The following is a 25381-nucleotide window of genomic DNA, read 5'->3' as shown; positions in this document are numbered from 1 at the left end:
CTGGCCACCAGGCATTGGCCGGTGAGCGAACGGGACTCAAGACTGGCGAGAAACAGGAACACGCCGGCGATGTCGGCCGGCGTGAGCATCTCGGGCACGGCCTGGCGCGCCAGGATCTCGCGTTCCACTTCCGCCTCGCTGCGGCCTTGTTCCTGTGCCATGGCCGTGAGCGAACGCAGCGCGGCCTCGGTGCGGATCCAGCCGGGGCAGACCGCGTTCACGCGGATGCCGCGGGGCCCGAGCTCCAGTGCGAGGGAGCGCGTGAGGCCGACCACGGCGTGTTTGCTCGCGGCGTAGGCCGAGAAGCCGGCCACGCCGATTCGGCCCCAGATGGAACTCTGGTTGATGACGCTCGCGCCGCGCGGCAGCAAAGGCAGCAGGGCCTGCGTGAGCCGCACCATGGAAGTGACGTTGTTGTCGAGCAGGCCGGCCCAGCGCGTCATGGCGTCGGGTGCGGTGTCGTCGAGCGGTGTGGGGTACTCGGTGCCTGCGTTGTTGACCAGCACGTCGAGCGTGCCCCAGCGTTCGCGCACCTGCGCTGCAACGACCGCCACTTGTGCGGTATCGCCGAGGTCGCACTCGGCAGCAAACCCACCCAGCTCACGGGCCAACGCAGGCAATCCGGTGCCGGCACGGTCCAGCAGCATCAGCCGCACCCCCTGCGCCGCAAAGGCTTGTGCCAGCGCCTGGCCGATGCCGCCGGCAGCACCCGTGATGAGCACGGTCTTGCCCTGCAGGCCGTGGTCGGCGGCCATGTCAAACAGCGGTGAGGAAAGACACGCCGACCGCGCCGAGGAAACCGTCCGCGCGGCCCGGTGTGCCGGGCGGTTGCACCACCCCGTAGTTGCTCGCCAGCACCCGCTTGACGCGGTTGATGTGAAAACTCTTGAGCAGCTCACCCACGGTGATCACCTGCGGGTAGCTGTCGGCGTAGAGCTCGCGGTGGAAGGCGGGCAGGCGGTACCAGGGCGCGGTGGGGCGCTCGTGGTGGGCGTTGTGAAAACCGAAGTTGAGCCAGATCAGGTTGAACCACTTGGCGTCCAGGCTCACCACGTCGCTGTAGGTGTTGGCCTGTTCGTAGGCGCGGTCGCGCAGCTTGTCTTTAGGGATCGGCGTGTCGTCCAGGATGGGGTATGCGTCGTAGGTGTGCTGGAAGCAGTCGGCAAAGCGCAGCACGGTGATGAAGATCAGGAAAGCGACGAAGTACAAGGCGAGGGCCTTGAGCGACCACCAGCCCAGCAGCGCGAGTGCCGCGATGCGGACCAGCGCGGTGGCGACCACGCGGGTGCGTGCTGACTTCTTTTGCTCGCTCATGAACGGCAGGGCGATCACGTAACCTCGCATGACGAACTCCACCGCCGGGAAGTGTGCCCACTCCAGCGCCAGCACCACGCGGCGCACAACCGGGTGGGCGCGCAGGAAGGCCTGCGCGTCGAAGGTGATCACGTCGGCACGCTCCACGTGGTGGCGCATGTGCTTGCGGCGCATGTCGGCAAAGCTGGCGTAGCAGCTGCCGTTGATCCAGCTCATGACGGTGCCCCAGCGCTCGTTGGCCTGCGGCGTGCGAAAGATGGCGTTGTGCGCGAACTCATGGATGAAATAGGCCGACCACACCAGCGTTTGCGCCACCAGCAGCACGCCCAGTGCGTTCAGCAGCCAGCCCGCCTGTCCCAGCAGGGCAATGCCCACTGGCCAGCCCAGCACGGTGAAGCTGATGGCGGCAACGTTCGGCCACACGCCATCTTCGTATCGGAAAACCGGTTTCATGGAAATGCCTTCAATGGAGATCGCTGCTGTCAGCGCACCGGTGCCCGCCTGGGCACCGGTGCAACGGCCTGGTGAATTACTTCAGACCCTTGACCAGGCTGGCGTCGAAGGTGGCCTCGATGGCCGGGATCGTGGTGATCTGGCCCTTGGCCTTGAGCAGCTCACCAATGATTTCGCCGCTGGCGTAGTACGAGGTGGTTTCCTTGGCCTTCATGAAGGCCTTGGGCATCTCGGCCACGGGAATGTTGTAGACGCCGGTGAGCTGTTCCTTCACCTCGGCGGCCGACACGCCCATGAACTTGCCGATGATCTTGTGCGCTTCGGCCGGCTTGGCCTTCATGTAGGCCAGGCCGTCCAGATACGCCTGCATCACGCCGGTGATCTGTGCCGGCTTGGCCTTGATCACCTTGTCGTCGAACACCAGCACGTCAGCGATCAGGCCGGGTGCGTTCTTCGAGGAGAACACCACCTTGAATTTCTTGCCGCCGCCCTGACCGAGGATCTGCGAGAGGCTGGGCTCATACGTCACGCCGATCGGCAACTGGCCGGAGGCCATGGCCGCCGGCACGGCTTCGGGCGTCATGCTCACCGGGGTGATGTCTTTCTCCGTCAGGCCCGCGGTCTTGAGCGCGTACGACAGCAGGAAGTCCGATGGCGAGAGCGGGTTGTAGCCGATCTTCTTGCCCTTGAAATCGGCCACCTTGGTGATGCTGCTGTCGGCCACGATGGCGTCGCCACCGTTGGAGTAGTCGATGGGCATGACCACCTTCATGTTGCGGCCTGCGGCCACCTGGCCCACCACCTGGTCGTAGGTCAACATGCCGCCGTCCACCGCGCCCGAGGCGATGGCTGCCGGAATCAGCGCCGGGTCGTTGAAGACCTGCAGCGAGACCTTGAGGTTGTATTTTTTGTAGAGGTCCAGCGCCTCGGCCACGTAGAACGGGCCGTAGCCGATCCACACCACGGTGGCGATCTTCATCTGGGCGGGTGCCTGCGCGAACGAGGAGAAAGCGGCCAGCGATAGGGCCAGGCCCAGGGCCGGCTTGAAGAAGTGGTTGCGCCGGCTGGACAGGGTGGGGGCAGAGGTTTTCATCAGGGGCTCCATGGGTTGAAAGGACGTGCAGGAAGAAGCGATCGAGTGATCGTTCTCCCGGGCTTTTGTCCCTCCGTGGAGCCTGCGATGAGGCCGGCACACTCTCGGACCAGACACCGCGCGACGTTGTGTCTCGCGGTCGGAACCCTAGTGCACCTGAGTGCTGAGCAGATGGTCGGGCAGATCCCGGATCGCTCTTCTTGCGTGGTGGATACGAGCAGAAAGCGTGCCAGGCTTTCGGCCGCCTTGGACGTCGTCCGGACCCCCGCCCTGCACCAAAAGCAGAAGCTGTGCGCCCGATCAGCGGGGCCGCGTTGCTTTGGGCTGCCCCTTGTTGGTGCGGGTGGCACGGGCCTTGGGAGCGGCGGTGGGCTCCACTGAAGGCTTGGGGGCTTCTGGCGGCAGCAAGGGCACGAAGGGCGCACGAGCCTCGTCGGCCAGGCCTTGCGTGAGCGTTTCCAGAATTTCGATCAGCTGCTGGCGCTGCATGAGGGTCAGGGGTGAGAGCAGCCGCTTGTAGGCCTGCTCCGCCGGCCCGCGCGCTTGCTGCAGCAGCTTTTTGCCGGCAGGGGTGAGCACCACGGCCATCTGGCGGCGGCTGTGCTCGGACATGCGCCGTTCGATCAGACCTCGCTCCTCCAACCCCTTGCACACCCGCATGACGGTGACCTTGTCGAAAGCCAGCGCACGCGCCAGCCGGGTCTGGTCCAGGCCCGGCTCGCTGGACAGCACGGTGAGCACGCCGTACTGTGCCGGCGTGAGACCCACGCTGGCGCAGGCGTTCTCGAACACCGCCGCCGAAATCTGGTGGGTGCGGCGCAGCAGGAAGCCCGGGCGCTGGTAAAGGTCTTTCAGGGTCATATGTGGCTCGGAAACTCGGGATTCTACGAATGCGGGGAAGCCGGGGCGACTTTCATAATGGTTCGCATGCTAACGATAGGAGACATCGGATGACACGCTCGCACACCCTCACCAGCCGCGCCCGACGCAGCCTGCTCGCCCTGGCGGTGCTCGCCGGCACCGGTCTGGCCCAGGCCCAGACGACCGATGCGCCGCTTCGGCTCATCGTGCCGTTCACCCCCGGCACCGGCATCGACCTGATCGCCCGCACCATCGGCCCCAAGCTCTCCGAGCGTCTGAAGCGCCCGGTGGTGGTGGACAACCGGGCGGGCGCCTCGGGCAACATCGGCACCGAAGCCGTGGTGCGCGCCGCGCCCGACGGCAACACCTTGCTGGTCAGTGTGAACACCCTGGTGATGAACCGCAGCCTGTACCCGCAGGCGACGTTCGATCCGCTGCGCGACCTCACCCCGGTGGGCCTGACCAGCTGGGGCCAGCTGATGCTGGTGACCCACCCCAAGAGCGGCTTCAAGACCGCCGCCGATCTGGTGGAGGCCGCGCGCAAGGCGCCTGGAAAGCTCAACTACGCCTCACCCGGCGTGGGCACGCCGCACCACCTGTCCATGGAGCTGTTCAAGAACACCAGCAAGAGCTTCATCACCCACATTCCCTACCGCGGCACCGGCCCGGCGCTCACCGACATGATCGGTGGGCAGGTGGATGCGATGTTCCTGCCGATCCACGTGGCGCTGCCGCAGGTGCGCAGCGGGCGCCTGGTGGCGCTGGCCATCGGCAGCGACAAGCGCCACGCGCTGCTGCCCGACGTGCCCACCCTCACCGAATCGCGCACGGCCGACGTGAACGTGGACATGTGGTACGGCGTGTTCGCGCCCAAGGGCATGGCCCCGGCCATGGTGGCCACGCTCAACCGCGAAATCAACGACATCCTGGCCAGCGACGAGGTGAAAAAAGCGTTTTCAGGCCAGGGCATGGACCCAAGCACCGGCACGCCCGAGGCCTTCGGTCAGCTGGTGCAGAAAGACGCCGAGCGTTGGGCGGCTCTCATCAAAGCCCAGAACATCAAACCGGAGTGAGCATGTCAGAACAAACCGCGATCGCGGTGGTGGGTGGCGGCATCGCCGGGCTGGCCTTTGCGCTGGCGCTGCACCAGCGCGGCATCGCCTGCGATGTGTACGAGGGCGTGGCCGAGGTCAAGGAACTTGGCGTGGGCATCACGCTGCTGCCGCACGCGATGCAGGAGCTCACCGCGCTGGGCCTGCTGCCTCAGCTGGAGGCGGTGGGCATCGAGAACCGCGAGAGCGTGTTCTTCAACCGCTTCGGCCAACGTGTGTACGGCGAAGCGCGCGGGCGCCACGCGGGCTATGCCGTGCCCGAACTCGGCATCCACCGCGGCAAGCTGCACCGCATCCTGTTTGAAGCGGCGCTCCAGCGCCTGGGGCCGCAGCATGTGCACACCGGTTTTCGCTGCACCGGTCTGGCGCAGGACGCCGACGGTGTCACGCTCTCGTTCGCCGACAACGCGCAGGGCCCGGTCGCATCGGTGCGCGCGCTCTGGGTGGTGGCCTGCGACGGCGTGAATTCGGCCATTCGAAAACACTTTTTCCCGGACGACCGGGTCTGCTACGGCGGCATCAACACCTGGCGCGGCACCACGGTGCACAAACCCATCCTCGATGGCAAGAGCTACATCCGCGTCGGCTCCATCGACACCGGCAAGATGGTGATCTACCCCATCGTGGACAACGTGGACGGCCAAGGCAACCAGCTCATCAACTGGGTGGCCGAAATCCGCGACAGCGAAGCGCGCATGAACGACTGGAACCGCCCCGGGCGGGCCGAGGACTTCCTGCCCACCTTTGCCGACTGGCGCTTCGACTGGCTCGACGTGCCCGCGCTCATCAGCTCGGCGGAACACGTGTTCGAGTACCCCATGGTCGACAAGGACGCGCTGCCGCGCTGGAGCTTCGAACGCGTCACGCTCATGGGCGACGCCGCCCACCCGATGTACCCGCGCGGCTCCAACGGATCGGCCCAGGCGCTCATCGACGCGCGCACGCTGGCCGACGAGATCGAGGCCGAACACGATGCCGGCGGTGACCTGCGAGCCGCCTTGCAGCGCTACCAGGACGCGCGTCTGCCGGCCACCGCCCGCGTGGTCGAAACCAACCGCACCCTGCCGCCGGACTTCATCATCATGAAGGCCGACGAACTCAGCGGCGGCAAACCCTTCGACAACATCGACGACCTGATCAGCCAGGACGAGCTGCGCGCCATTTCAGACAACTACAAGCAGATCGCGGGCTTTGCGCTGAAGGCTTGAAGGCGGACGCCCCCCGGCTGGTGTGGGGGGTATCCGACAAGTGGGATGGCCGGCTGCATGACGGACACCTTCCGGGCGCCATTTTGTGGCACTGTAAGCAAAGGTGTCGTCCGCAGGGGACGGGACACCCACCCTGTGCACCCAGCATGCTGCGATCCACACAACAGACACGAATCCGGACGGGAGATGGCCCATGGCTCTGCAGAGCCACCGGGCGCTGGCTGTGTGCGCTGGCCCTGGCCTGGGGCGCGGTCTGCACAGGAGCTCATGCGCAGACCACGCTGCGCTATGGCGGTGATGTGGGGTTCGCACCGTTCGAATCGAACAACGCCGGCGGTCAGCCCGAAGGCTTCCAGATCGATCTGATGAAGGCCCTCGGCCGCGAGCTCGGCATGGAGGTGTCCATCAGCCTGCAGCGCTGGCCGGCCACGGTGGAGGCTTTCAAGGCCGGTCGGGTGGATGTGATCGCGATGGTCGAGACCACCGACCGCAGGGCCTACGCGCACTTTCTCAAGGGGCACGCCGCACCGTCCTTTGCGGTCTACCTGCCCGCCGGCCAACCCGCACCGCGCGCGCTGCAGGACCTGCAAGGCTCGCGCATCGCCGTGCTGGACCACGAACCCATGCGCGAGAGCCTGAGCAAGTGGCTCTCGGGCATCAGCGGGCCGTATGTGCGCACGCCCGACGCGCTCGCTGCCCTGCAGTCGGTGCAGCTCGGCTTTGCCGACATGGCCTTGCTTCCGCGCGCCTACGCCGACCCCCTGATCGCGTCAGGCCTGGTGACCGGTCTGGTGCGCTCGCTGAGCGACCTGCGCCTGCAGACATATTCGCTGGCGGTGGTGCGTGGCAATGAAGAACTGCGCCAGCGCCTGCAGGGTGGGCTGGACCGCCTGGAGGCCAACGGCACCTTGCCCGCGCTGCGGGAGCGCTGGCTGAACGACGAACCCGCCAATGCCGAGCAACAGGCCATGGAGCGCGACCTGGTGCAACAACGTCAGTGGACCTGGCGCATCGCCGTGGGTGGCTCGTTGCTGCTGTTGCTGGCCGGGTTCGCGCTGCGCCAGCGCGGGCGCACGGTGGCGCATGAGCGCGCACGGCGCGAAACCGCCGAGCGTTCCTTGCGTCGCTCCGAAGACCTGCTGGAGCGCACCTTCCAGCGCAATCCCGAACCCATGCTGGTGGTGGACCACCACAGCGGCCTGGTGCAGGACGCCAACCCGGCGGTGGCCGCCTTGCTCGGCCTGGTGGAGTCCCAGGTGGTGGGTCAGCCGCTGCGCTCGCTGGCGCACCACATCGGCATGGACACGCTCAAGCGCCTGGCCCGTGCCATCGACCTCGACGGCCTGCTGGACGCGCTGCCGGTGAACGTGACCCGCGCAGACGGCCAGCTTCGCGCCTGCCTGGTGAGCGCCGACAAAGTGCGCGTGGGCGAACTCACGTTGGTGCTGTGCATCGTGCGCGACGTGACCGAACGCATCGCCCAGGATCCGGTGTTTCGTCAGGGCTACCTGACCCTGAACGAGGAGCTCGAGCAGGCCCGGCGCGAAACCCCCGACTCGGTGCCGGCTGAAGAATCCACGGAACCCGGTGATGCCCGCCTGCGCGAGTTCACCCGCGCGGTGGCGCACGACCTGCGCGCACCGTTGCTGGCCATCCAGGGCTTCATGGGGCTGATGCGCGAGCGTCTGAAGCTCGGTCACACCGAGGAGGCGCTGGAGTACAGCGAACAGGTGGACAAGGCCACCAGGCGCATGAACGCGATGATCGAAGCCTTGTGCAACCTCGCCCAGATCGACCAGCATGCGCTGCAGCGCCGCAGCATCGACATGCACGCCTTGGCCAGGGATACCTGGACCCTGGTGCGCAGCGGCGAGACCGACCGCAACATCGAGATCCAGTTCGACCCCTTGCCTGTTGCCAGGGGCGACGCCGACCTGGTGGCGCAGGTCTGGCAGAACCTGCTGCACAACGCCTGGAAATACACCGCGCGGCTGCCGCAGGCGCGCATCCGGGTCGACAGCTTTCAGGAAGGCCGGCGCACCTGGTACCGGGTGGCCGATAACGGCGCGGGCTTCGACATGGCCCACGCGCGTGCGTTGTTCCAGCCGTTTCGGCGCATGCACTCGGCCTCGCAGTTCGAAGGCAGCGGCATCGGCCTGAGCATGGTGCAGCGCATCGTGCAGCACCACGGTGGTGAGGTGCGCGTGCGCAGCCAGGCCGGTGTGGGCACAGTGGCCGAATTCACGCTGGATCCGGCGGATTGATTCGCCTCGCGTCCGGGTTCAGTGCTCCATGCCCGAGCGTTGCGCCCGCACAGCCCGGTCAACCGCGGTTTCCTCAAGCGCGCTGCCGCTCGGGGTGTGGCCAGGACGGAGGGCACCTTGGTCGCGGCGTGAGTTCCCTGCGAGACGCCCCTTGCATGTGTACGGTGCCGAACAGACCTCTGCTTGAAGCGGTGCCAAGGTGTGCGTTCGGCATGCGGTGTGTGCGAGGTTCTCCTGCATCGGATTCCAAAGGACAGCCACTTGATGAATGCAGCTTTGTGGGCGGACCGTCCAACGCGCGATTGCGAACCGCAAAGGATGCACAGGGTGGCCGCAGGGCGGACCCTGTTTGCCCAGGGGGATGGGTTTCATGGCGTCTTCATGGTGCGCAGCGGAACGCTCAAGTCGGTGATCATCCTGGCCGATGGACGTCAGCAGGTGTGTGCCTTTCCCATGGTGGGTGACGTGATCGGGCTGGACGGCGTGGTCACGGGCACCCACGGAACCACCATGACGGCGCTGGAAGACAGCCACGTGCGCGAAGTGGCCAGGCACCCTTGGGCGCATGCGACGGCCCCTGACCCTGGAATGCAGGAGCACGTGAGCGAACTCATGGCTAGGGACATCCAGCGCGCTCACAAGATTCATGCCTTGCTCGGGTGTGCCAATGCGCAGGAGCGCCTGGCTGCATTCCTGCTGGACCAGTCGCGGCGCCGGTACGCCCAGGGCTTTTCACCCTGCGACTTTCACCTGCGCATGTCCCGCGCGGAGCTGGGCAGCTACCTGTGCATGTCGATGGAAACGGTGAGCCGGACCTTGTCCGGCATGCAGCGAAAAGGCTGGTTGCGCGTGGACAAGCGCCACATTTCCCTGGCGGATGTGGGAGCGCTTTCGCGTCGCTTCGGAGCCTTGCTGTGAAGGCGCCTGTCCGCATGTGAGTCACCGGGCTCCGGGCCGCTGCACCGGTTTGACCACAGCGGTGGTCCCCTTCTGCCACCGTGAGCTACCCAACAGACGCCTGGCTGTCTTTCAGGCAGGATAAAAAAATGTTTCTTTTGTCCCGCGCCCAGCCGCGCCGCCCCGAGGCATGACCGCGCATCCTTTTTCAGGGACTCTGCGCGTGCTCACAGTCAACATCCACAAAGGCTACGACGTGTTCAACAGCCGCTCCGTGCTGCACGAACTGCGTGAGGCGGTGCGTGCCGTGCGAAGCGACGTGGTGTTCCTGCAGGAAGTGGACGGTGGCACCAGTTCGCGCAGCGTGGCCGAGATCGGCGCGCAGTACGAGTTTCTGGCCGACGAGATATGGCCCGACCACGCGTACGGGCGCAACGCGGTGGCCGAGGGCCTGGACCACGGCAACGCGGTGCTCTCGCGTTACCCGGTGCTGCGCAGCCACAACCACGACATTTCGCTGCCGGGCGTGGAGCCGCGCGGACTGCTGCACTGCGAACTGGCCTTGCCCGATGGGCAGCCCCCACTGCACGTGATGTGCGCGCACCTGGGGCTGCGCGAATCGCACCGCCGCCACCAGCTCGCGCGGCTCTGCGCGACGGTGCAGACGGAGGTGCCGACGGACGCACCGCTGGTGGTGGCGGGTGATTTCAACGACTGGCGCTCGCGCGCCGATGAGCAACTGGCGCCGTGCGGGCTGAGCGAGGTGTTCCGGCAAGCGCACGGCCACCATGCGCGCAGTTTCCCTGCGCGCTGGCCGGTGCTGCGGCTGGACCGCATTTATGTGCGCGGTGTCGCGTCTGCCCTGCCGGTGCCCATGCCCCGGCGTCCGTGGGCGCAGTTGTCGGACCACGCGCCGGTGGCCGCCGAGATCCAGTTGTTGGAGGCGGTGTGAATTCGCATTGGGTCCCCGGCAACCATTTCAAGCTGCTCGAGAACGGCGAGGGCTACTACCCGCGTGTGTTCGAGGTGATTGCAGCGGCCGAACGCGAGGTGCTGCTGGAAACCTTCATCCTGTTCGACGACAAGGTCGGGCGGCAACTGCAGCAGGCCCTGCTGGCCGCTGCCGGGCGCGGTGCCGAAGTGCACGTGCTGATCGACGGCTGGGGGTCGCCCGACCTGCCCGGGTCGTTCACACAGCCGCTGCTCGACGCCGGTGTGCGGCTGCGCAGTTTCGAGCCGGTGCAGCGCCTCTTTGGCGCGCGCATCAACCTGCTGCGCCGCATGCACAACAAGCTGGTGGTGGTCGATGGTGAGCGCGCTTTTGTCGGCGGCATCAACTATTCGGAGGATCACCTCACCGAATCCCACCCGCAGGGCAAGCAGGACTACGCGGTCGAGGTGGAAGGCCCGCTGGTTGGTCAGATCCAGGCCTTCTGCCGCGCCAATGTGCTGGCGCCGCAACCGACCCGCGGCCAGTGGATCCAGCGCTGGCGTGCCGACCTGGAGGACGACAGCTCTCAGGGTGCCGAGGACAACGGCGCCGTAGCGGCATTTGTCACGCGCGACAACCACCTGCACCGCACCGACATCGAAAGGCATTACCGTGCCGCCGTTCGTAGCGCGCAGCGGCGGGTGCTGATTGCCAATGCGTATTTTTTTCCGGGCTATCGCCTGCTGCGCGACCTGCGCCGGGCGGCACGGCGCGGCGTGCAGGTGGACCTGGTGCTGCAGGGCCACCCGGACCAGCCCTGGGTGAAACGCGCCACCGAGCTGTTGTATCGACACCTTCTGCGCGCCGGCGTGAACATCTTCGAATACAACGAACGGCCGCTGCACGGCAAGGTAGCGGTGGTGGACGACACCTGGGCCACCGTGGGTTCCAGCAACCTCGACCCGACCAGCCTGAGCCTGAACCTGGAGGCGAACGTGGTCGTGCGCGATGTGGAGTTCGCCCGGCACCTGCGCGAGCGCATCGACCACCTGATGGCCGAGAGTTGCGAGCGCGTGGAGCGCCAGGCCACCGGCCGCCTGCACTCGTTCTGGATTGCGCTGCGCAGCATGGTGGTGTTTCACGCGCTGCGCCGCTTTCCCGTCTGGGCGGCCAAGGTGACGGTGCGTGAACCCAGGGTGGTGGCCATGCACAGCGAGGCGCCATGAGCCCGGCGGTGCAGCGGGCCTGGGCCTGGTTCAAACGCATCGCGCCGTGGGCACTGGCCGCGCTGGTGTTGACGCTGGCGGCGCGCCAGGCCCGCACAGTGGAGTGGCCCGAGGTGTGGCGCGCCGTGCAGGCCATGTCGCTCGCCCAGTTGATCATCGCGGTGGGCCTGGCGTTGTTGAGCTACGCGCTGGTGGCCAGCTTCGACCTTGTCGGGCGCCGTCTCACCGGCCACAAGTTGTCTGTCCCGCGCACGCTGGGCACCGCCGCCACCTGCTACGCGTTCAATCTCAATTTCGGTGCCCTGGTCGGCGGCTTCGGCTTGCGGTTGCGGTTGTACATGCGCAGGGGCTTGTCGGCGCCCACGGTGGCCAAGGTGATTGCGCACAGCATGGTGACGAACTGGTTGGGTTACCTGTGGGTGGCGGGCGCGGTGCTGTTGGTGGCGCCGCCCCGGTTGCCCGGGTCGTGGGCGCTGAGCGACCTGTGGTTGCGCGCCATCGGCGCGGTGATGGTCGCCCTGGCTTTGGTGTATCTGGCCTTGTGCACGTGGTCGCGCCAGCGCGAACTCGGCTGGCGCGGTCACACGCTGGCTTTGCCTGGCGCACGCCTGGCGCTGCTGCAGGCGCTGCTTGGAGGTGCCAGCTGGATGCTGATCGGCGCCATCGTGTGGAGCCTGTTCGGTGGGCGTGTCGGCTACCTCGATGTGCTCGGCGCGCTGCTGCTCGCGGCGGTGGCCGGCGTTCTCACGCACGTGCCGGCCGGCCTGGGCGTGCTGGAGGCGGTGTTTGTGGCCACGCTGGCCAGTGCCTTGCCCGCCACCGAGGTGCTGGCCTCGGTGCTGGTCTACCGCGCGGCCTACTACCTCATTCCGCTGGCCCTGGCGCTGCCGGCCTACGCGTGGAGCGAGGCCGGGTCGGCATCCCGCACCGGTGAGCGCAGCGGGGAGGTTCAGCCCCTGCCCACAAAGGGCATCTGACTGGCCATCACGGTCATGTTGAGGACGTTGGTGGAGAGCGGCAGGCTGGCCATGTAACGCACCGCCTGCGCCACGTGCTGCACGTCCATCATGGGTTCGGTGGCCAGCATGCCGTTGGCCTGGCGCACGCCTTTCGTCATGCGTGCGGAGAGTTCGGTGAGCGCGTTGCCGATGTCGATCTGGCTGCACACGATGTTGTGGTCGCGCCCGTCCAGTGCAATGGTCTTGGTCAGGCCCAGCACCGCGTGTTTGCTGGCGGTGTAGGGGCTGCTGAAAGGGCGGGGCGCGTGAGCCGAGATCGAGCCGTTGTTGATGATGCGCCCGCCCTGCGGGGTTTGCCGGCGCATCAGGCCGAAAGCGGCGCGCGCACACAGGAACACACCGGTCACGTTGGTGTCGATCACGTCTCTCCATTGCGCCACGGACAACTCGTCCATGGGAACGGCCGGTGCGTTGACGCCCGCGTTGTTGAACAGCACGTCCAGGCGGCCGTAGCGCTTTTCGATTTCGTCGAAGAGGGCCTGCACGCTGTGTTCGTCGCGCACGTCGGCGGGGATCGCCAGCGCGTTCTGACCGGCGGCCTCGGCGATGGCGGCCACCTCGGCCAGCGGCTCTGGCCGTCGACCCGTGAGCACCACGTGAAAACCGTCCTGCAGCAGGCCCAGGGCTACGGCGCGGCCGATGCCTGTGCCCGCGCCGGTGACCAGGGCAATCCGTTTGGAAGTATCAGAAGCCATGGAATGCCTTGCGTGTGAAGGTTGAGGAACTCAGGCCATGCCGTTGCGGCTGGCCAGCTCGACGAACAGCGCCGAGTGGTCAAGATCGGCCAGGCCGTGGTCGACCGACTGGGCGTAGAGTTGCTCGAACAGCGACGTGATGGGCGCATCGAAGCCGATTTCGCTGGCCGTGGCCAGCGCGTTGCGCATGTCCTTGAGCTGCACTGCCACCGCGCCGCGTTTGGTGAAGTCGCGCTCGATCATGCGTTGGCCGTGCACCTGCAGGATGCGGCTGTCGGCAAAACCGCCTGTGATGGCCTGTTTGACCTTGGCCATGTCGGCGCCGCCCTTCTCGCACAGCAGCAGCGCTTCGGCCACGGCGCCAATGGTGATGCCCACGATCATCTGGTTGGCGAGTTTGGCCAGCTGGCCGGCGCCGTGCGCGCCCACGTGCACCGGGCGGCCCAGCAGCTCGAACACCGGGCGCACGCGCTCGAACTCGGCGGGCTTGCCGCCCACCATGATGGCCAGCGTGCCGGCTTCGGCGCCCACGGTGCCGCCCGACACCGGCGCGTCCAGGTGGTGCACACCGACGGCCGCCAGGCGCGCTGCATGGTCGCGTGCATGGCGCGGCTGGATGGAGGACATGTCCACCACCACACTGCCCGGGCGAAGACCGGCCAGCGTGCCCTGGCGGAACAACACGTCTTCCACGATGTCGCCGTTCTCCAGCAGGGTGATCACGAAATCGGCTTCGGCCACCGCTTCGGCGGGCGTGTCGGTGACGCGCGCACCCACGTCCTGCAAGCGCTCGGCCTTGCTGCGAGAACGGTTCCAGACGCTGACGGTGCAGCCGGCTTCGCACAGGCGGCGGGCCATGGGAAAACCCATCATGCCGATGCCGAGCACGGCGACTTGCAGGGCGGGGACAGGAGGGTTGGATGGCGTTGAGGTGTTCACGTGTTGGGCAAAAAAAGGCGGTTCCCGGACGGGCCGGGAACCGCTGAAGTGGCTCAGCCAGCCTGGCTGTCGAGAACCACGGAGTTGTCGGGGGTGGGCCGCCGCTTGCGGGCCGCGGGTGGGGTTGGCTCGGGCACCTGGAACTGCGCGCCGAAGTGGTTGCTGGCGTGGCCGCTGTGCTGCTGCATCAGTCGCTCGGCCAGTTTCACGTCGCCGCGTTCCACGGCGCGGGCGATGGCTTCGTGCTCGTCCCACACCGGCTCGCGCAACATCGCCGACTGCAGGGCCTCGCCCATGGCGCGGCGGATGTGGTGCCAGTGCAGCAGGGCGCTCTGTTCGATCAGCGGGTTTTCTGCGGCGCGGTAGAGCGCGGTGTGAAAAGCCAGGTCGGCGTCGATCATGGCCTTGATGTCGCCGCGCTTCACAGCGGCCCGGCCGGTCGCCAGCAAGGCGGGGTCCAGCGGGGTCCGCCGCTGGGCGGCCAGGCGCACGGCCAATGCGTCGAGCGCGCCCCGCACTTCGTACACCTGTTCGATCCACTTCGCGTCGATGGGCGTGACCTGCAGTCCGCGGCAGCGCCCGGCCGGGCCACTACAGACGGGTGCGTCCTGTACAAAACCGTCTTTCTTGAGCAGGCGCAGCGCCTGCATGACAGGCTGGCGCGACACCGCGAGTTGTTCGGCCAGCTCTTCCTGGGTGATGCGCTGACCCGGCTTGAGCGTGCCGGCGCTGATTGCGTCGAGCAGGGCGCGGTACACCTGCTCGACGAGGTCGGGCGCGGCTTCCAGCTTGATCAGTTGGGCGGACATGGTGGCTTGAAAAATAGTTTGTATACAGAATACACAAATTCTGCCGAACCGTCACGAACGAGCCGAAAACAACCCCCGTGACACAATGCGCGACCATGGAAAAAACACCTTCGACCGACCCCGCCTGGCTGGACCGCGAATACAACAACCGGGCCCTTGTGCCCGAACACGCTGCGCATTTCGAACGTTGGGCCACGACCTCGGCGCAGGCCCGCCAGAGCAGCCGCCCGCTGCTGGACGTGAGCTATGGACACGGTCCCGGAGAAACGCTGGACATCTTTCCCGCGCCCCGCAAACCCGGCATGCCGCTGGCGCCGGTGATGGTGTTCATCCACGGGGGCTACTGGCGCAGCCTGGACAAGTCCGACCACTCGTTCATCGCGCCGGCGTTCACGAAACTCGGCGCATGCGTGGTGGTTCCCAACTACGCGCTGTGTCCGGCGGTCACCATCCCGGACATCGTGATGCAGATGGTGCAGGCCCTGGCCTGGACGCACCGCCACATCGCCGCGCACGGTGGCGACCCGCACCGCATCACGGTGGTGGGTCACTCGGCGGGCGGGCACCTCGCCACGATGATGCTGGCCTGCGAATGGCCGCGGGTGGGCGACGATCTGCCCGAGTCCTTGGTCAAGAACGCGCTGTCGATGTCGGGCCTGTACGACCTGGAGCCGGTGCGGCTCACGCCGTTTGTGCAGCCGTCCCTGAAGTTGACGCCGGCCCAGGTGAAGAAGGCCAGCCCGGCGCTGTTGCCGGCGCCCGCGTTGCGCGAAGGCCGTGGTCAGCTGGTTGCGGTGGCCGGGGGTGACGAGAGCAGCGAGTTCCTGCGCCACAACCGCCTCATCCAGCAGGCGTGGGGGGCCGAGGTGGTGCCGGTGTGCGAAGCCCTGCCGGGGCTCAACCACTTCAGCATTGTTGAAGCCTTGGTGCAACCCAGGCACCGGCTGCATGGGTTGGCTCGGGAACTGCTCGGGGTTTGAAGGGCTCCTGAGCGGGATGTCGCTCTCCGGCTGATCCGGTCATCGGCGACCACGGGGCACGGCTCCGCGAATGTCCCCCGGGGCCTTTGGCCCCTCCGCCTTTATTTCGCTGCGCCGTGCCCCATGGCCGCCGATGACCTCGTTGGTGCTCGGCCTTTACTCGCCTTCCAGCTTCAACATGCTGGCCCCGTCGCCCAGCGACAGCAGCCCGGCCTTGGCGTAGATGCCCAGCTTGGCGCGCGTGTCGGTGATGTCGAGGTTGCGCATGGTCAGCTGGCCGATGCGGTCCAGCGGCGTGAACGGCGCGTCTTCCACCTTCTCCATGCTCAGGCGCTCGGGCGCATAGGTCAGGTTCGCGCTCTCGGTGTTCATGATCGAGTAGTCGTTGCCGCGACGCAGTTCGAAGGTGACCTCGCCCGTGATGGCGCGCGCCACCCAGCGCTGCGCCGTTTCGCGCAGCATGATGGCTTGCGGGTCAAACCAGCGGCCCTGGTAGAGCAGGCGGCCGAGTTTGAGACCGTTGACGCGGTACTGCTCGATCGTGTCTTCGTTGTGGATGCCGGTCACCAGGCGCTCGTAGGCAATGAACAGCAGTGCCAGACCGGGGGCTTCGTAGATGCCGCGGCTCTTGGCTTCGATGATGCGGTTCTCGATCTGGTCGCTCATGCCCAGACCATGGCGGCCACCGATCTCGTTGGCCTTGAGAATCAGGTCCACCGGGCTGGCGAAGGTTTCACCGTTGAGGGCGACCGGCTGGCCTTCTTCAAAGCGCACCGTCACGGTTTCGCGCTTGACCACCACCTCGTCTTTCCAGAACGCCACGCCCATGATGGGGTTGACGATGGAAATGCCGCTGCTGAGGTGTTCGAGGTCCTTGGCTTCGTGCGTGGCGCCGAGCATGTTGCTGTCGGTGCTGTAGGCCTTCTCGGCGCTCATCTTGTAGCCGAAGCCGTTGGCCGTCATGAAGGCGCTCATCTCGGCGCGGCCCCCCAGTTCGTCGATGAAGAGCTGGTCCAACCAGGGTTTGTAGATCTTCAGGCTGGGGTTGGTCAGCAGACCGTAGCGGTAGAAGCGCTCGATGTCGTTGCCCTTGTAGGTGCTGCCGTCGCCCCAGATGTTGACGTCGTCTTCCTTCATCGCGGCCACCAGCATGGTCCCGGTCACAGCGCGGCCCAGCGGCGTGGTGTTGAAGTAGGTCACGCCGGCGGTGCTGATGTGGAAGGCACCGCACTGCAGCGCGGCAATGCCTTCGTGCGCCAGCTGGGTGCGGCAGTCGATCAGGCGTGCCTTCTCGGCGCCGTACTGCATGGCCTTGCGCGGGATCTCCTCGTAGTCCGGCTCGTCGGGCTGGCCGAGGTTGGCGGTGTAGGCGTAGGGGATCGCGCCCTTTTGTTTCATCCACAGCAGCGCTGCGGAAGTGTCGAGGCCGCCGGAGAAGGCGATGCCGACTTTTTGCTGCGTGGGGAGGTTTTGGAGAATGGTGGCCATGACGGTCGCTCAGTGGTTCAGCCGAAATGGCAGATGTAGTGGTAGGGCTCGGTCACGCGAATGTCGAAGCTGCTGTTGCCGGGCACGCTGAACTTCTCGCCAGGGCCGGACTTGAGCCAGGCGTCGGTGCCGGCCAGTTTGTATTCACAACCGCCGGCCACGCATTCCATGATCTCGGGTGCTCCGGTGTTGAAGGTGAGCGTGGCGGGCAGTACCACGCCGACCGATTTTTTCGTGCCGTCGGCGAAGGTGATGCCGTGGCTGACGCACTTGCCGTCAAAGTACACGCTGGCCTGGGTGTTGACGGTCACGCCGTCGAATTGGGTGGTGGTCATGGTGTTGGTGTGATGCAAAAGAGGCGAATCCACGATTTTAGGCGGCGGGCCACAGCGCCGACCGGGGATCAGAGACGTGCCTGCCAGGCAGCCGCGTCAAAACCCACCGTGATGCCATCAGCCCATTGCAGCACCGGGCGCTTGATCACGCTCGGATTCGCCAGTGCCACGGTCCGTGCGCTCGCCGCATCGGTCACGCCGGCCCGAACGGCTTCTTCCAACTGGCGCCAGGTGGTCCCCTTGCGGTTGATGATCGTTTCCCAGCCCACAGCGGTGAGCCAGCGATCGAGTTCGGCCTCGGGCACGCCCTGCTTCTTGAAATCGTGAAAGTGGTGTTCAACACCGTGGTCGGTCAGCCAGGCGCGGGCCTTTTTGACGGTGTCGCAGTTGGGGATGCCGTAGACAGTGATCATGGGAAGGGATTGTCGGTGATGGCGCCGAGGGGCTTGGGCCCGATGGGACAATCCAACCATGCTCAACATCCCACTGCCTCCGCATCCCACCACATTGCCCGAATGGCTCGCCCATGCCGAACGCCTGCACCCGGTCACCATCGACATGGGGCTGGAGCGTGTGCAGCGCGTGGCGCAGCGCATGGGGCTGACGCTCACCTGCCCGGTGATCACCGTGGCCGGAACCAACGGCAAGGGCAGCACCTGCGCGATGCTGGAGGCCGTGTACACGCAGTCGGGTTACCGCACCGGCGTCTATACCTCGCCGCACCTGGTGCATTTTGAGGAGCGCTGCCGCATCGCCAGTGAGCCCGTGGCCACCGACGATCTGCTGCCGGCCTTTGCCGAGGTGGAAGAAGCGCGCAAGGGGCAAGGCGGGGACGAAGCAATCAGCCTGAGCTACTTTGAATTCACGACCCTGGCGATCCTGCGCACGCTGTCGCGCGCCGGGCTGGACGTGGCGATTCTGGAAGTGGGCCTGGGCGGGCGGCTGGACGCGGTGAACATCATCGACACCGACTGCGCCGTCATCACCTGCATCGCGCTGGATCACATGGCCCTGCTGGGCAAGGACCGCGAAGCCATCGGTTACGAGAAGGCCGGCATCATGCGCACCGGTCGCCCGGTGGTGGTGAGCGACCCGGTGCCGCCGCAAAGCGTGCTCGACCGCGCCATGGAGATCGGGGCGGAGCTCTGGCGTATTGGCAAGGACTTCCATTTCGCCGGCGACCAGCAGCAGTGGGGCTGGGCCATGCACCCTTCACACGGCGGTCGGCGCTATGCCGGGCTGGCCTACCCGGCACTGCGCGGCGCGAATCAGCTGGTGAATGCTTCTGGTGTACTCGGAGCCGTCGAAGCCCTTCGGTCCAGGCTGCCCGTGACGGCGCAGGCCGTGCGCAACGGCCTGGCGCTGGTGGAGCTGCCCGGGCGCTTCCAGATCGTGCCCGGCACGCCCACCCTGGTGCTGGACGTGGCGCACAACCCGCATTCGGTGGCCGCGCTCACCGAAAACCTCGACGCCATGGGCTACTACCCCACCACCCACGCCGTGTTCGGCGCCATGGCCGACAAGGACCTGGGCGCCATGGTCGAGCGCATTGCGCCACTGATCGACCGCTGGCATCTGACCGACCTGCCGCTGCCCCGCGCCAGCACCGCAGCCGCGCTGGCCGAGGCGATCAAGGCCCACCCCGCCACGGCCAAAAGCACGGTGGCCGGCTGCCACGCCAACCCCATGGAGGCCCTGCAGGCGGCGGTGTCCCACGCGGACCCCGCTGATAGAATCGTGGTCTTCGGATCGTTCTTCACCGTGGGGGGTGTTCTGCAGGACGGTGTGCCCCGCTTGTCGGCCAAACACCTGCCTTCCTGACCCCACCCATCGAGCTTCCCGACCGCTCCCCGTGTCGCGCCCCTCGCCAGGCCTCCTTTGGCGCCATGGTTCCCACCCGAATGTTCAAATCCCGTTCAGGCTCACAGGGCAATCCATCGACACCGCCGCCGCAAAGCATTGACGCCGTGCGCCGCCGCGCGCGGCACCGCCTGATTGGCGCCAGCGTGCTGGTGTTGCTCGGTGTGATTGGATTCCCTTTGTTGTTCGACACGCAGCCGCGCCCGATTTCGGTCGACATCCCGATCGAGATCCCGGCCAAGAACACACCCGCGCCCGCTGTGAAGCCGCCTGCCGCGGCCACTGCGCCTGCCGCAGCGCCCGCCATCGCCAAGCCCCCTGCGCCCAGCGTCGAAGCCCGTGAAACACTGAGTGCGCGCGAAGAGGTTGTTGAGGCGTCCACCCCGCTCAAGCCTGCCGCGGAGCCTGCCAAGGCCGCTCCTGCGCCCACACCCTCTGAAGCCGAACGCGCCCGCGCCTTGCTCGAGGGCAAGACCGCCGCCGCCCCTGCATCCGCCGCCCCTGCGACACCGGCCACCGCGGTCGCCGAGCGCCTCGTGGTGCAGGTGGGCGCGTTTTCCGAAGAGGCGGGTGCCCGCTCGGTGCGCCAGAAACTCGAAGCCGCCGGGCTCAAGACCTACACCCACGTGGCCGAAACGTCGGAAGGTCGGCGCATCCGCGTTCGACTGGGTCCTTTCAACAGCCGTGCGGAGGCCGACAAGGCGGCGGCCCGCGTGAAGGCCCTGGGCTTGCCCGCGGCTGTGCTCACGCTGTGATGAGTCAACGGACGATGGCTGCATGGAGTTGACGGATTGGCTGCTGCTGGCGGTCTTGTTGTTGTCGGTGTTGCTGGGTGCGTGGCGTGGGCTGGTCTACGAGGTGCTGTCGGTGGCCGGTTGGGTGGCGGCGTTCGTGCTGGCGCAGGCCTATGCCGACGAGGTGGCTGTGATGCTGCCGCTGGATGGCCTGTCGCCACCGCTGCAGCTCGCGGGCGGATTCATGGTGGTGTTCATCGCCGTGGCGTTTGCAGGCGGTTTGCTGGCCTGGTTGGTCAAGAAGCTGGTGACCTCGGTGGGGCTGCGTCCCGTGGACCGGATTCTGGGCAGCGCCTTTGGTCTGGCACGGGGCGTGGTGATGTTGCTGGCGTTTGCGGTGGTGGTGAGCATGTCGCCCCTGCGCGATGCCGCCTGGTGGCAGGGCTCGGCGGTGGCCGACCTGCTGGTGGCCACCTTGCACGCCATCAAGCCCTTGTTGCCCGAGCCGGTGGCCCGATATATCGCTTGAAGCCGATTGAGTTTTTTCAGAGGATCGAAACATGTGTGGAATCGTGGGCGTGGTCAGCAAAACGCCAGTCAACCAGCTGATTTACGACGCCTTGCTGCTCTTGCAGCACCGTGGCCAGGATGCGGCGGGCATCGTCACCCAACAGGGACGCAAGTTCTTCATGCACAAGGCCAAGGGCATGGTGCGTGACGTGTTCCGCACCCGCAACATGCGCTCGCTGCCCGGCATCTGCGGGCTGGGCCAGGTGCGTTACCCCACGGCCGGCAACGCCTACAGCGAAGAAGAGGCGCAGCCGTTCTACGTGAACGCGCCGTTTGGCCTGGTGCTGGTGCACAACGGCAACCTGACCAACGCGCATGCGTTGAAGCAGGAGCTGTTCCAGACCGACCACCGTCACATCAACACCGAGAGCGATTCCGAGGTCTTGCTCAACGTGCTCGCGCACGAGCTGGAAAAGGTCACGCGTGGCATCACCCTGAAGCCGGCCGACGTGTTCGCGGCCGTGCGCGGCGTGCACCAGCGCGTCAAGGGTTCGTACGCGGTGGTGGCGTTGATCGCCGGCCACGGCCTGCTGGCCTTTCGCGATCCGTTCGGCATCCGCCCGCTGTGCGTGGGCCACAACGACCAGGGCGGCGTGATGGTTGCCAGCGAATCGGTGGCACTCGAAGGCAATGGCTTCGAGCTGGACCGCGACGTTCTGCCCGGTGAAGCGGTGTTCGTCGACATGGACGGCAAGATGCAGTTCGAGCAGTGCGCCGAGAAGACCAGCCACAACCCCTGCATCTTTGAATACGTGTACCTGGCCCGGCCCGACTCGGTGCTCGACGGTATCTCGGTCTACCAGGCCCGCCTGAACATGGGTGTGACGCTGGCCAAGCGCGTGGTCTCCACCGTGCCGCCGAGCGAGATCGACGTCGTCATCCCGATCCCGGAGTCGTCGCGCCCCAGCGCCATGGAACTGGCCCAGTTGCTCGGCCTGCCGTACCGCGAAGGTTTTGTGAAGAACCGCTATGTGGGCCGCACCTTCATCATGCCCGGGCAAGGCGTGCGCAAGAAGTCGGTGCGCCAGAAACTCAACGTGATCGGCAGCGAGTTCAAGGGCCGCAACGTGCTGCTGGTGGACGACTCCATCGTGCGCGGCACCACCAGCCGCGAGATCGTGCAGATGGCGCGCGACGCCGGCGCCCGCAAGGTGTACCTGGCCAGCGCGGCGCCACCGGTGCGCTACCCCAACGTCTACGGTATCGACATGCCCACGCCCGACGAACTCGTGGCTCACAATCGCACGGTGGACGAGGTGCGTGAGAGCATCGGGTGTGATGCGCTGATCTACCAGGACGTGGACGCCATGAAACAGGCCATCGGCTCGCTCAACCCCAAGCTCGCGGGTTTTGACGCTTCGTGCTTCGACGGCGTGTACGTCACGGGCGACATCACGCTGGCCGACATCGCGCGCCTGAACGCCGGGCGCGACACCAGCGAAGAAGGCGAAGAGGACACCTCGCGCCTGGCGCTGCCCAACGCGCAGGTCGCCTGAAAGTCAGCGTCGATGACACAGAAGGACAACAATCTGCACCGCGACACGCTGGCCGTGCGCGAAGCTGTGGAGCGCAGCCAGTACGGTGAAAACTCCGAAGCCCTGTACCTCACCAGTGGCTACGTGCAACCCAGCGCCGAAGCCGCTGCGCGCCGCTTTGCGGGTGACGAAGAAGGCTTCACCTACGGCCGCTACGGCAACCCCACGGTGGCCAGCTTCGAGCAGCGCCTGGCCGCGCTCGAAGGCGCCGAGGCCTGCATCTCCACCGCCTCGGGCATGTCCGCCATCCTCATGATGTGCATGGGCCTGCTCAAGGCCGGCGACCACGTGGTGTGCTCGCACTCCATGTTCGGATCCACCATCAAACTGATCGGTACCGATCTGGCCAAGTTCGGTGTGGAGTCCACCTTCGTCTCGCAGACCGATGTGTCCGCATGGCAATCCGCCATCAAGCCGACGACGAAGTTGTTGTTTGCCGAGACGCCCACCAACCCGCTCACCGAGGTGTGCGACATCCGCGCGCTCGCCGACATCGCGCACAACGTGGGCGCGCTGCTGTGCGTGGACAACTGCTTTGCCACGCCTGCGCTGCAGCTGCCCATGAAGCTGGGCGCTGACATCGTCATGCACTCGGGCACCAAGTACCTCGATGGCCAGGGCCGGGTGATGGCGGGCGCCCTGTGCGCCAGCCAGGAACTCGTGACCAAGACCTTCCTGCCGGTGCTCAAGAGCGCGGGCATGACGCTCGCTCCGTTCAATGCGTGGGTCGTGCTCAAGGGTCTGGAAACACTGGACATCCGCATCCAGGCCCAATCGGCGCGCGCGCTTCAACTCGCGCAGTGGCTGCAAGACCATCCAGCCGTGGCACGTGTGCACTATCCCGGGCTGCCCAGCCACCCGCAACACGCACTGGCCATGGCGCAGCAATCGGGCAGCGGCGGCGCCGTGCTCTCGTTTGAAGTCAAGGCCCGTGATGCCGAGCAGGCCCGCGCACGCGCTTTCCACGTGCTCGACTCGTTGCAGGTGATGTCGCTCTCCACCAACCTGGGCGACACCAAGACCTTGATGGCGCACCCCGCCAGCACCTCCCACGGCCGCCTGACCGAAGCACAGCGCCAGACCGCTGGTGTGGTGCAAGGCCTGATCCGCGTGGCGGTCGGGCTCGAACACCTCCAGGACATCCAGACCGACCTTGACCGCGGACTCCTCACCCTCTGACATGACCACCACCGTCCGCACCCGCTTCGCCCCGTCGCCCACCGGCTTCATCCACCTCGGCAACATCCGATCCGCTCTCTATCCATGGGCGTTTGCGCGTTCCACCGGCGGCACCTTCATCCTGCGCATCGAAGACACAGACCTGGAACGTTCGTCGCAGGCTGCGGTGGACGTGATCATCGAAGGCATGAAGTGGCTCGGCCTCGACCACGACGAAGGCCCGTTCTACCAAATGCAGCGCATGGACCGCTACAAGGCCGTGCTCGCCGGGATGGTGGCCGCCGGCCTCGTGTACCCCTGCTACATGAGCGTGGCCGAACTCGACGCGCTGCGCGAAGCGCAGATGGCGGCCAAGGAAAAGCCGCGCTACGACGGCACCTGGCGGCCCGAGCCCGGCAAGGTGTTGCCCGCAGTGCCTGAAGGCGTGAAGCCCGTGCTGCGCTTCAAGAACCCGCAAGGCGGTGTGGTGGCCTGGGACGACAAGGTCAAGGGTCGCATCGAGATCAGCAACGACGAACTCGACGACCTGGTGATCGCTCGGCCCGATGGCACACCCACCTACAACTTCTGTGTGGTGGTTGACGACATCGACATGACGATTACCCACGTGATCCGGGGCGACGACCATGTGAACAACACACCGCGCCAGATCAACATCTTTCGCGCGCTTGGCAAGGAGCCGCCGGTCTACGCCCACCTGCCCACCGTGCTCAACGAGCAAGGCGAGAAGATGAGCAAGCGCAACGGCGCCAAGCCCGTCACGCAGTACCGCGACGAAGGCTATTTGCCCGATGCGATGGTGAACTACCTCGCGCGTTTGGGTTGGAGCCACGGCGACGACGAGATCTTCAGCCGCGCGCAGTTCCTGGAGTGGTTCAACCTCGATCACCTGGGTCGCAGCGCTGCGCAGTTCGACGACGCCAAGCTGCGCTGGGTCAATGCCCAACACCTCAAGGCCATGGCCGACGATGCCCTTGCGCCCTTGGTGGCTGAGCAGCTCAAGTGGCAAGGCATCGCGGTTGACGATCGCCTGGCACGCATCTGCGGTTTGTTCAAGGACCGTTGCGACACCACCGTGGTTCTGGCCCAGTGGGCCAAGGCGTTCTACACCGACATCACGCCCAACGCCGACGAGCGAGCGCAGCACGTGACCGATGCGGTGCGCCCGGCGCTGGCCGCACTGGCGGGCAAGCTTTCTGGCGTTGCATGGGACAAGGCCAGCATCTCGGGGGCCATCAAGGAAGTGCTCGCGGCGCACAGCCTGAAGATGCCGCAGATCGCCATGCCGGTGCGGGTGTTGGTGATGGGCACGGCCCAGACACCGTCGCTCGATGCGGTGCTTGAATTGCAGAACCGTCAAACAGTCCTGGACCGTTTGCAGAACGCCTGAAAAAATCGCCTATAATTTGAGGCTTGCTGAAACGCAGCGCTGATCCAGATTGGCGAAGCAGATCGGCAAACCCTGTGGGGGTATAGCTCAGCTGGGAGAGCGCTTGCATGGCATGCAAGAGGTCAGCGGTTCGATCCCGCTTACCTCCACCAAAAATCAGGGGCCGCGAGGCGCAGTAGAAGAAGGAACACCACCTTCCAATGCTACAATTCGAGGCTTCCAAAAACGCGGTGAAGAGAGTCGCGTTTCGGTTAGTCCAAGGTTTTGACCCTATCGTCTAGAGGCCTAGGACATCACCCTTTCACGGTGAGTACCGGGGTTCGAATCCCCGTAGGGTCGCCAGAATTTGCCGCAAGGCAGCTCAGGCACAAGTGGTTGGCACTTGGTTCGCAAGAACGAAAGCCATCTACCAGGAGTGGTAGTTCAGTTGGTTAGAATACCGGCCTGTCACGCCGGGGGTCGCGGGTTCGAGCCCCGTCCACTCCGCCA

At 66.2% G+C, this 25381-nt stretch carries 24 protein-coding genes, 3 tRNA genes and 1 riboswitch; of the genes, 17 read left to right on the top strand and 10 right to left on the bottom strand.

Annotation, left to right across the window (positions count from 1 at the left end; genetic code table 11):
- From Q0C59_RS05895 to Q0C59_RS05880, 4 genes are all read right to left on the bottom strand, one after another.
- On the bottom strand, nt 1–755 hold a 755-nt coding region (locus Q0C59_RS05895; protein WP_291213000.1), incomplete at its 3' end, for an SDR family NAD(P)-dependent oxidoreductase.
- A gap of 1 nt (nt 756) precedes the next feature.
- A complete protein-coding gene (locus Q0C59_RS05890; protein WP_291212997.1) occupies nt 757–1767 on the bottom strand; it encodes a fatty acid desaturase in 1011 nt (336 codons plus the stop codon).
- A gap of 76 nt (nt 1768–1843) precedes the next feature.
- On the bottom strand, nt 1844–2860 hold the full coding sequence (locus Q0C59_RS05885) for an ABC transporter substrate-binding protein (protein ID WP_291212994.1): 1017 nt from the start codon (nt 2858–2860) through the stop codon (nt 1844–1846).
- Between the two features lie 52 nt (nt 2861–2912).
- A riboswitch (guanidine-I (ykkC/yxkD leader) is annotated at nt 2913–3022 on the bottom strand.
- A gap of 138 nt (nt 3023–3160) precedes the next feature.
- Nucleotides 3161–3721 carry a MarR family winged helix-turn-helix transcriptional regulator gene (locus Q0C59_RS05880; RefSeq protein ID WP_291212991.1) on the bottom strand — a complete coding sequence of 187 codons (561 nt, stop codon included), beginning with the start codon at nt 3719–3721 and terminating at the stop codon, nt 3161–3163.
- A gap of 89 nt (nt 3722–3810) precedes the next feature.
- On the opposite strand from Q0C59_RS05880, the gene Q0C59_RS05875 reads away from it, so the two are divergent.
- The 7 genes from Q0C59_RS05875 (at nt 3811) to Q0C59_RS05845 (ending at nt 12336) form a co-directional block, all read left to right on the top strand.
- Entirely contained in the window at nt 3811–4794 is a 984-nt protein-coding gene (locus tag Q0C59_RS05875; RefSeq protein ID WP_291212987.1) for a tripartite tricarboxylate transporter substrate binding protein, read from the top strand.
- Between the two features lie 2 nt (nt 4795–4796).
- A complete protein-coding gene (locus tag Q0C59_RS05870; protein WP_291212983.1) occupies nt 4797–6041 on the top strand; it encodes a flavin-dependent oxidoreductase in 1245 nt (414 codons plus the stop codon).
- A 146-nt stretch (nt 6042–6187) separates the two neighbouring features.
- Entirely contained in the window at nt 6188–8305 is a 2118-nt protein-coding gene (locus tag Q0C59_RS05865) for an ATP-binding protein (RefSeq protein ID WP_291212979.1), read from the top strand.
- Between the two features lie 264 nt (nt 8306–8569).
- Nucleotides 8570–9223: a helix-turn-helix domain-containing protein gene (locus tag Q0C59_RS05860; protein ID WP_366518809.1), complete on the top strand. Its 654-nt coding sequence runs from the start codon at nt 8570–8572 to the stop codon at nt 9221–9223.
- A 169-nt stretch (nt 9224–9392) separates the two neighbouring features.
- On the top strand, nt 9393–10154 hold the full coding sequence (locus Q0C59_RS05855) for an endonuclease/exonuclease/phosphatase family protein (protein WP_291212975.1): 762 nt from the start codon (nt 9393–9395) through the stop codon (nt 10152–10154).
- Nucleotides 10151–11359, top strand: coding sequence for a cardiolipin synthase ClsB (gene clsB / locus Q0C59_RS05850; RefSeq protein ID WP_291212972.1), 1209 nt, complete (start codon nt 10151–10153; stop codon nt 11357–11359). Before Q0C59_RS05855 ends, clsB begins: the two co-directional genes overlap by 4 nt.
- Nucleotides 11356–12336 (top strand): lysylphosphatidylglycerol synthase domain-containing protein, encoded by a 981-nt coding sequence (locus Q0C59_RS05845; protein ID WP_291212969.1) that lies wholly within the window; start codon nt 11356–11358, stop codon nt 12334–12336. The genes clsB and Q0C59_RS05845 overlap by 4 nt, the downstream gene beginning before the upstream one ends.
- On the opposite strand, the gene Q0C59_RS05840 is transcribed toward Q0C59_RS05845, so the two are convergent.
- The 3 genes from Q0C59_RS05840 to Q0C59_RS05830 are packed head-to-tail and all read right to left on the bottom strand — an operon-like array spanning nt 12309 to nt 14821.
- Nucleotides 12309–13073, bottom strand: coding sequence for an SDR family oxidoreductase (locus tag Q0C59_RS05840; RefSeq protein ID WP_291212967.1), 765 nt, complete (start codon nt 13071–13073; stop codon nt 12309–12311). The genes Q0C59_RS05845 and Q0C59_RS05840 overlap by 28 nt on opposite strands.
- Nucleotides 13074–13103: 30 nt before the next feature.
- Complete coding sequence (locus Q0C59_RS05835) at nt 13104–14012, bottom strand: NAD(P)-dependent oxidoreductase (RefSeq protein WP_291212964.1); 909 nt, start codon at nt 14010–14012, stop codon at nt 13104–13106.
- A gap of 53 nt (nt 14013–14065) precedes the next feature.
- Nucleotides 14066–14821, bottom strand: coding sequence for a GntR family transcriptional regulator (locus Q0C59_RS05830; RefSeq protein WP_291212961.1), 756 nt, complete (start codon nt 14819–14821; stop codon nt 14066–14068).
- Nucleotides 14822–14916: 95 nt separating this feature from the next.
- Here Q0C59_RS05830 and Q0C59_RS05825 point away from each other — a divergent pair, with 95 nt between their 5' ends.
- Nucleotides 14917–15801: an alpha/beta hydrolase gene (locus Q0C59_RS05825; RefSeq protein ID WP_291212957.1), complete on the top strand. Its 885-nt coding sequence runs from the start codon at nt 14917–14919 to the stop codon at nt 15799–15801.
- A 156-nt stretch (nt 15802–15957) separates the two neighbouring features.
- Here Q0C59_RS05825 and argG read toward each other — a convergent pair whose 3' ends face one another.
- From argG to Q0C59_RS05810, 3 genes are all read right to left on the bottom strand, one after another.
- Nucleotides 15958–17289: an argininosuccinate synthase gene (gene argG, locus Q0C59_RS05820; protein WP_291212953.1), complete on the bottom strand. Its 1332-nt coding sequence runs from the start codon at nt 17287–17289 to the stop codon at nt 15958–15960.
- A 17-nt stretch (nt 17290–17306) separates the two neighbouring features.
- Nucleotides 17307–17624, bottom strand: coding sequence for a pyrimidine/purine nucleoside phosphorylase (locus tag Q0C59_RS05815; RefSeq protein ID WP_291212951.1), 318 nt, complete (start codon nt 17622–17624; stop codon nt 17307–17309).
- Nucleotides 17625–17692: 68 nt separating this feature from the next.
- Nucleotides 17693–18037 carry an ArsC family reductase gene (locus tag Q0C59_RS05810; protein ID WP_291212948.1) on the bottom strand — a complete coding sequence of 115 codons (345 nt, stop codon included), beginning with the start codon at nt 18035–18037 and terminating at the stop codon, nt 17693–17695.
- A 58-nt stretch (nt 18038–18095) separates the two neighbouring features.
- On the opposite strand from Q0C59_RS05810, the gene folC reads away from it, so the two are divergent.
- The 9 genes from folC to Q0C59_RS05765 all read left to right on the top strand — a co-directional run bounded on the left by folC (nt 18096) and on the right by Q0C59_RS05765 (nt 25381).
- Entirely contained in the window at nt 18096–19445 is a 1350-nt protein-coding gene (gene folC / locus Q0C59_RS05805; protein ID WP_291212945.1) for a bifunctional tetrahydrofolate synthase/dihydrofolate synthase, read from the top strand.
- Nucleotides 19446–19510: 65 nt separating this feature from the next.
- Nucleotides 19511–20239, top strand: coding sequence for an SPOR domain-containing protein (locus tag Q0C59_RS05800; RefSeq protein WP_291212942.1), 729 nt, complete (start codon nt 19511–19513; stop codon nt 20237–20239).
- Nucleotides 20240–20261: 22 nt separating this feature from the next.
- Entirely contained in the window at nt 20262–20747 is a 486-nt protein-coding gene (locus Q0C59_RS05795; protein WP_291212939.1) for a CvpA family protein, read from the top strand.
- A gap of 31 nt (nt 20748–20778) precedes the next feature.
- Nucleotides 20779–22284, top strand: coding sequence for an amidophosphoribosyltransferase (gene purF, locus Q0C59_RS05790; protein ID WP_291212936.1), 1506 nt, complete (start codon nt 20779–20781; stop codon nt 22282–22284).
- Nucleotides 22285–22296: 12 nt separating this feature from the next.
- The gene (locus Q0C59_RS05785) at nt 22297–23502 is read left to right on the top strand and encodes an O-succinylhomoserine sulfhydrylase (RefSeq protein WP_291212933.1); all 1206 of its coding nucleotides are present in this window, start codon (nt 22297–22299) and stop codon (nt 23500–23502) included.
- Nucleotide 23503: 1 nt separating this feature from the next.
- On the top strand, nt 23504–24892 hold the full coding sequence (gene gltX / locus Q0C59_RS05780) for a glutamate--tRNA ligase (RefSeq protein ID WP_291212930.1): 1389 nt from the start codon (nt 23504–23506) through the stop codon (nt 24890–24892).
- Nucleotides 24893–24968: 76 nt separating this feature from the next.
- Nucleotides 24969–25044: transfer RNA gene (locus Q0C59_RS05775), tRNA-Ala, on the top strand.
- Nucleotides 25045–25158: 114 nt separating this feature from the next.
- Nucleotides 25159–25234: transfer RNA gene (locus Q0C59_RS05770), tRNA-Glu, on the top strand.
- A 70-nt stretch (nt 25235–25304) separates the two neighbouring features.
- A tRNA-Asp gene (locus tag Q0C59_RS05765) sits at nt 25305–25381 on the top strand.

Source organism: Hydrogenophaga sp. (assembly GCF_022844385.1).
GTDB lineage: Bacteria > Pseudomonadota > Gammaproteobacteria > Burkholderiales > Burkholderiaceae_C > Hydrogenophaga.
The sequence above is the reverse complement of the archived record's forward strand: the minus strand, read 5'-3'. Positions and strand labels throughout refer to the sequence as shown.

Excerpts from the sequence above, each read along its gene's own strand:
- Q0C59_RS05870 (WP_291212983.1), top strand. The coding sequence starts at position 4,797 with ATGTCAGAACAAACCGCGATCGCGGTGGTGGGTGGCGGCATCGCCGGG.
- Q0C59_RS05855 (WP_291212975.1), top strand. The coding sequence starts at position 9,393 with ATGACCGCGCATCCTTTTTCAGGGACTCTGCGCGTGCTCACAGTCAAC.
- Q0C59_RS05815 (WP_291212951.1), bottom strand. The coding sequence starts at position 17,624 with ATGACCACCACCCAATTCGACGGCGTGACCGTCAACACCCAGGCCAGC.
- purF (WP_291212936.1), top strand. The coding sequence starts at position 20,779 with ATGTGTGGAATCGTGGGCGTGGTCAGCAAAACGCCAGTCAACCAGCTG.
- Q0C59_RS05885 (WP_291212994.1), bottom strand. The coding sequence starts at position 2,860 with ATGAAAACCTCTGCCCCCACCCTGTCCAGCCGGCGCAACCACTTCTTC.
- Q0C59_RS05890 (WP_291212997.1), bottom strand. The coding sequence starts at position 1,767 with ATGAAACCGGTTTTCCGATACGAAGATGGCGTGTGGCCGAACGTTGCC.
- Q0C59_RS05830 (WP_291212961.1), bottom strand. The coding sequence starts at position 14,821 with ATGTCCGCCCAACTGATCAAGCTGGAAGCCGCGCCCGACCTCGTCGAG.
- Q0C59_RS05865 (WP_291212979.1), top strand. The coding sequence starts at position 6,188 with ATGCTGCGATCCACACAACAGACACGAATCCGGACGGGAGATGGCCCA.
- Q0C59_RS05845 (WP_291212969.1), top strand. The coding sequence starts at position 11,356 with ATGAGCCCGGCGGTGCAGCGGGCCTGGGCCTGGTTCAAACGCATCGCG.
- Q0C59_RS05860 (WP_366518809.1), top strand. The coding sequence starts at position 8,570 with ATGAATGCAGCTTTGTGGGCGGACCGTCCAACGCGCGATTGCGAACCG.
- Q0C59_RS05880 (WP_291212991.1), bottom strand. The coding sequence starts at position 3,721 with ATGACCCTGAAAGACCTTTACCAGCGCCCGGGCTTCCTGCTGCGCCGC.
- Q0C59_RS05795 (WP_291212939.1), top strand. The coding sequence starts at position 20,262 with ATGGAGTTGACGGATTGGCTGCTGCTGGCGGTCTTGTTGTTGTCGGTG.
- folC (WP_291212945.1), top strand. The coding sequence starts at position 18,096 with ATGCTCAACATCCCACTGCCTCCGCATCCCACCACATTGCCCGAATGG.
- Q0C59_RS05840 (WP_291212967.1), bottom strand. The coding sequence starts at position 13,073 with ATGGCTTCTGATACTTCCAAACGGATTGCCCTGGTCACCGGCGCGGGC.
- Q0C59_RS05825 (WP_291212957.1), top strand. The coding sequence starts at position 14,917 with ATGGAAAAAACACCTTCGACCGACCCCGCCTGGCTGGACCGCGAATAC.
- Q0C59_RS05800 (WP_291212942.1), top strand. The coding sequence starts at position 19,511 with ATGGTTCCCACCCGAATGTTCAAATCCCGTTCAGGCTCACAGGGCAAT.
- Q0C59_RS05875 (WP_291212987.1), top strand. The coding sequence starts at position 3,811 with ATGACACGCTCGCACACCCTCACCAGCCGCGCCCGACGCAGCCTGCTC.
- Q0C59_RS05810 (WP_291212948.1), bottom strand. The coding sequence starts at position 18,037 with ATGATCACTGTCTACGGCATCCCCAACTGCGACACCGTCAAAAAGGCC.
- Q0C59_RS05785 (WP_291212933.1), top strand. The coding sequence starts at position 22,297 with ATGACACAGAAGGACAACAATCTGCACCGCGACACGCTGGCCGTGCGC.
- argG (WP_291212953.1), bottom strand. The coding sequence starts at position 17,289 with ATGGCCACCATTCTCCAAAACCTCCCCACGCAGCAAAAAGTCGGCATC.
- gltX (WP_291212930.1), top strand. The coding sequence starts at position 23,504 with ATGACCACCACCGTCCGCACCCGCTTCGCCCCGTCGCCCACCGGCTTC.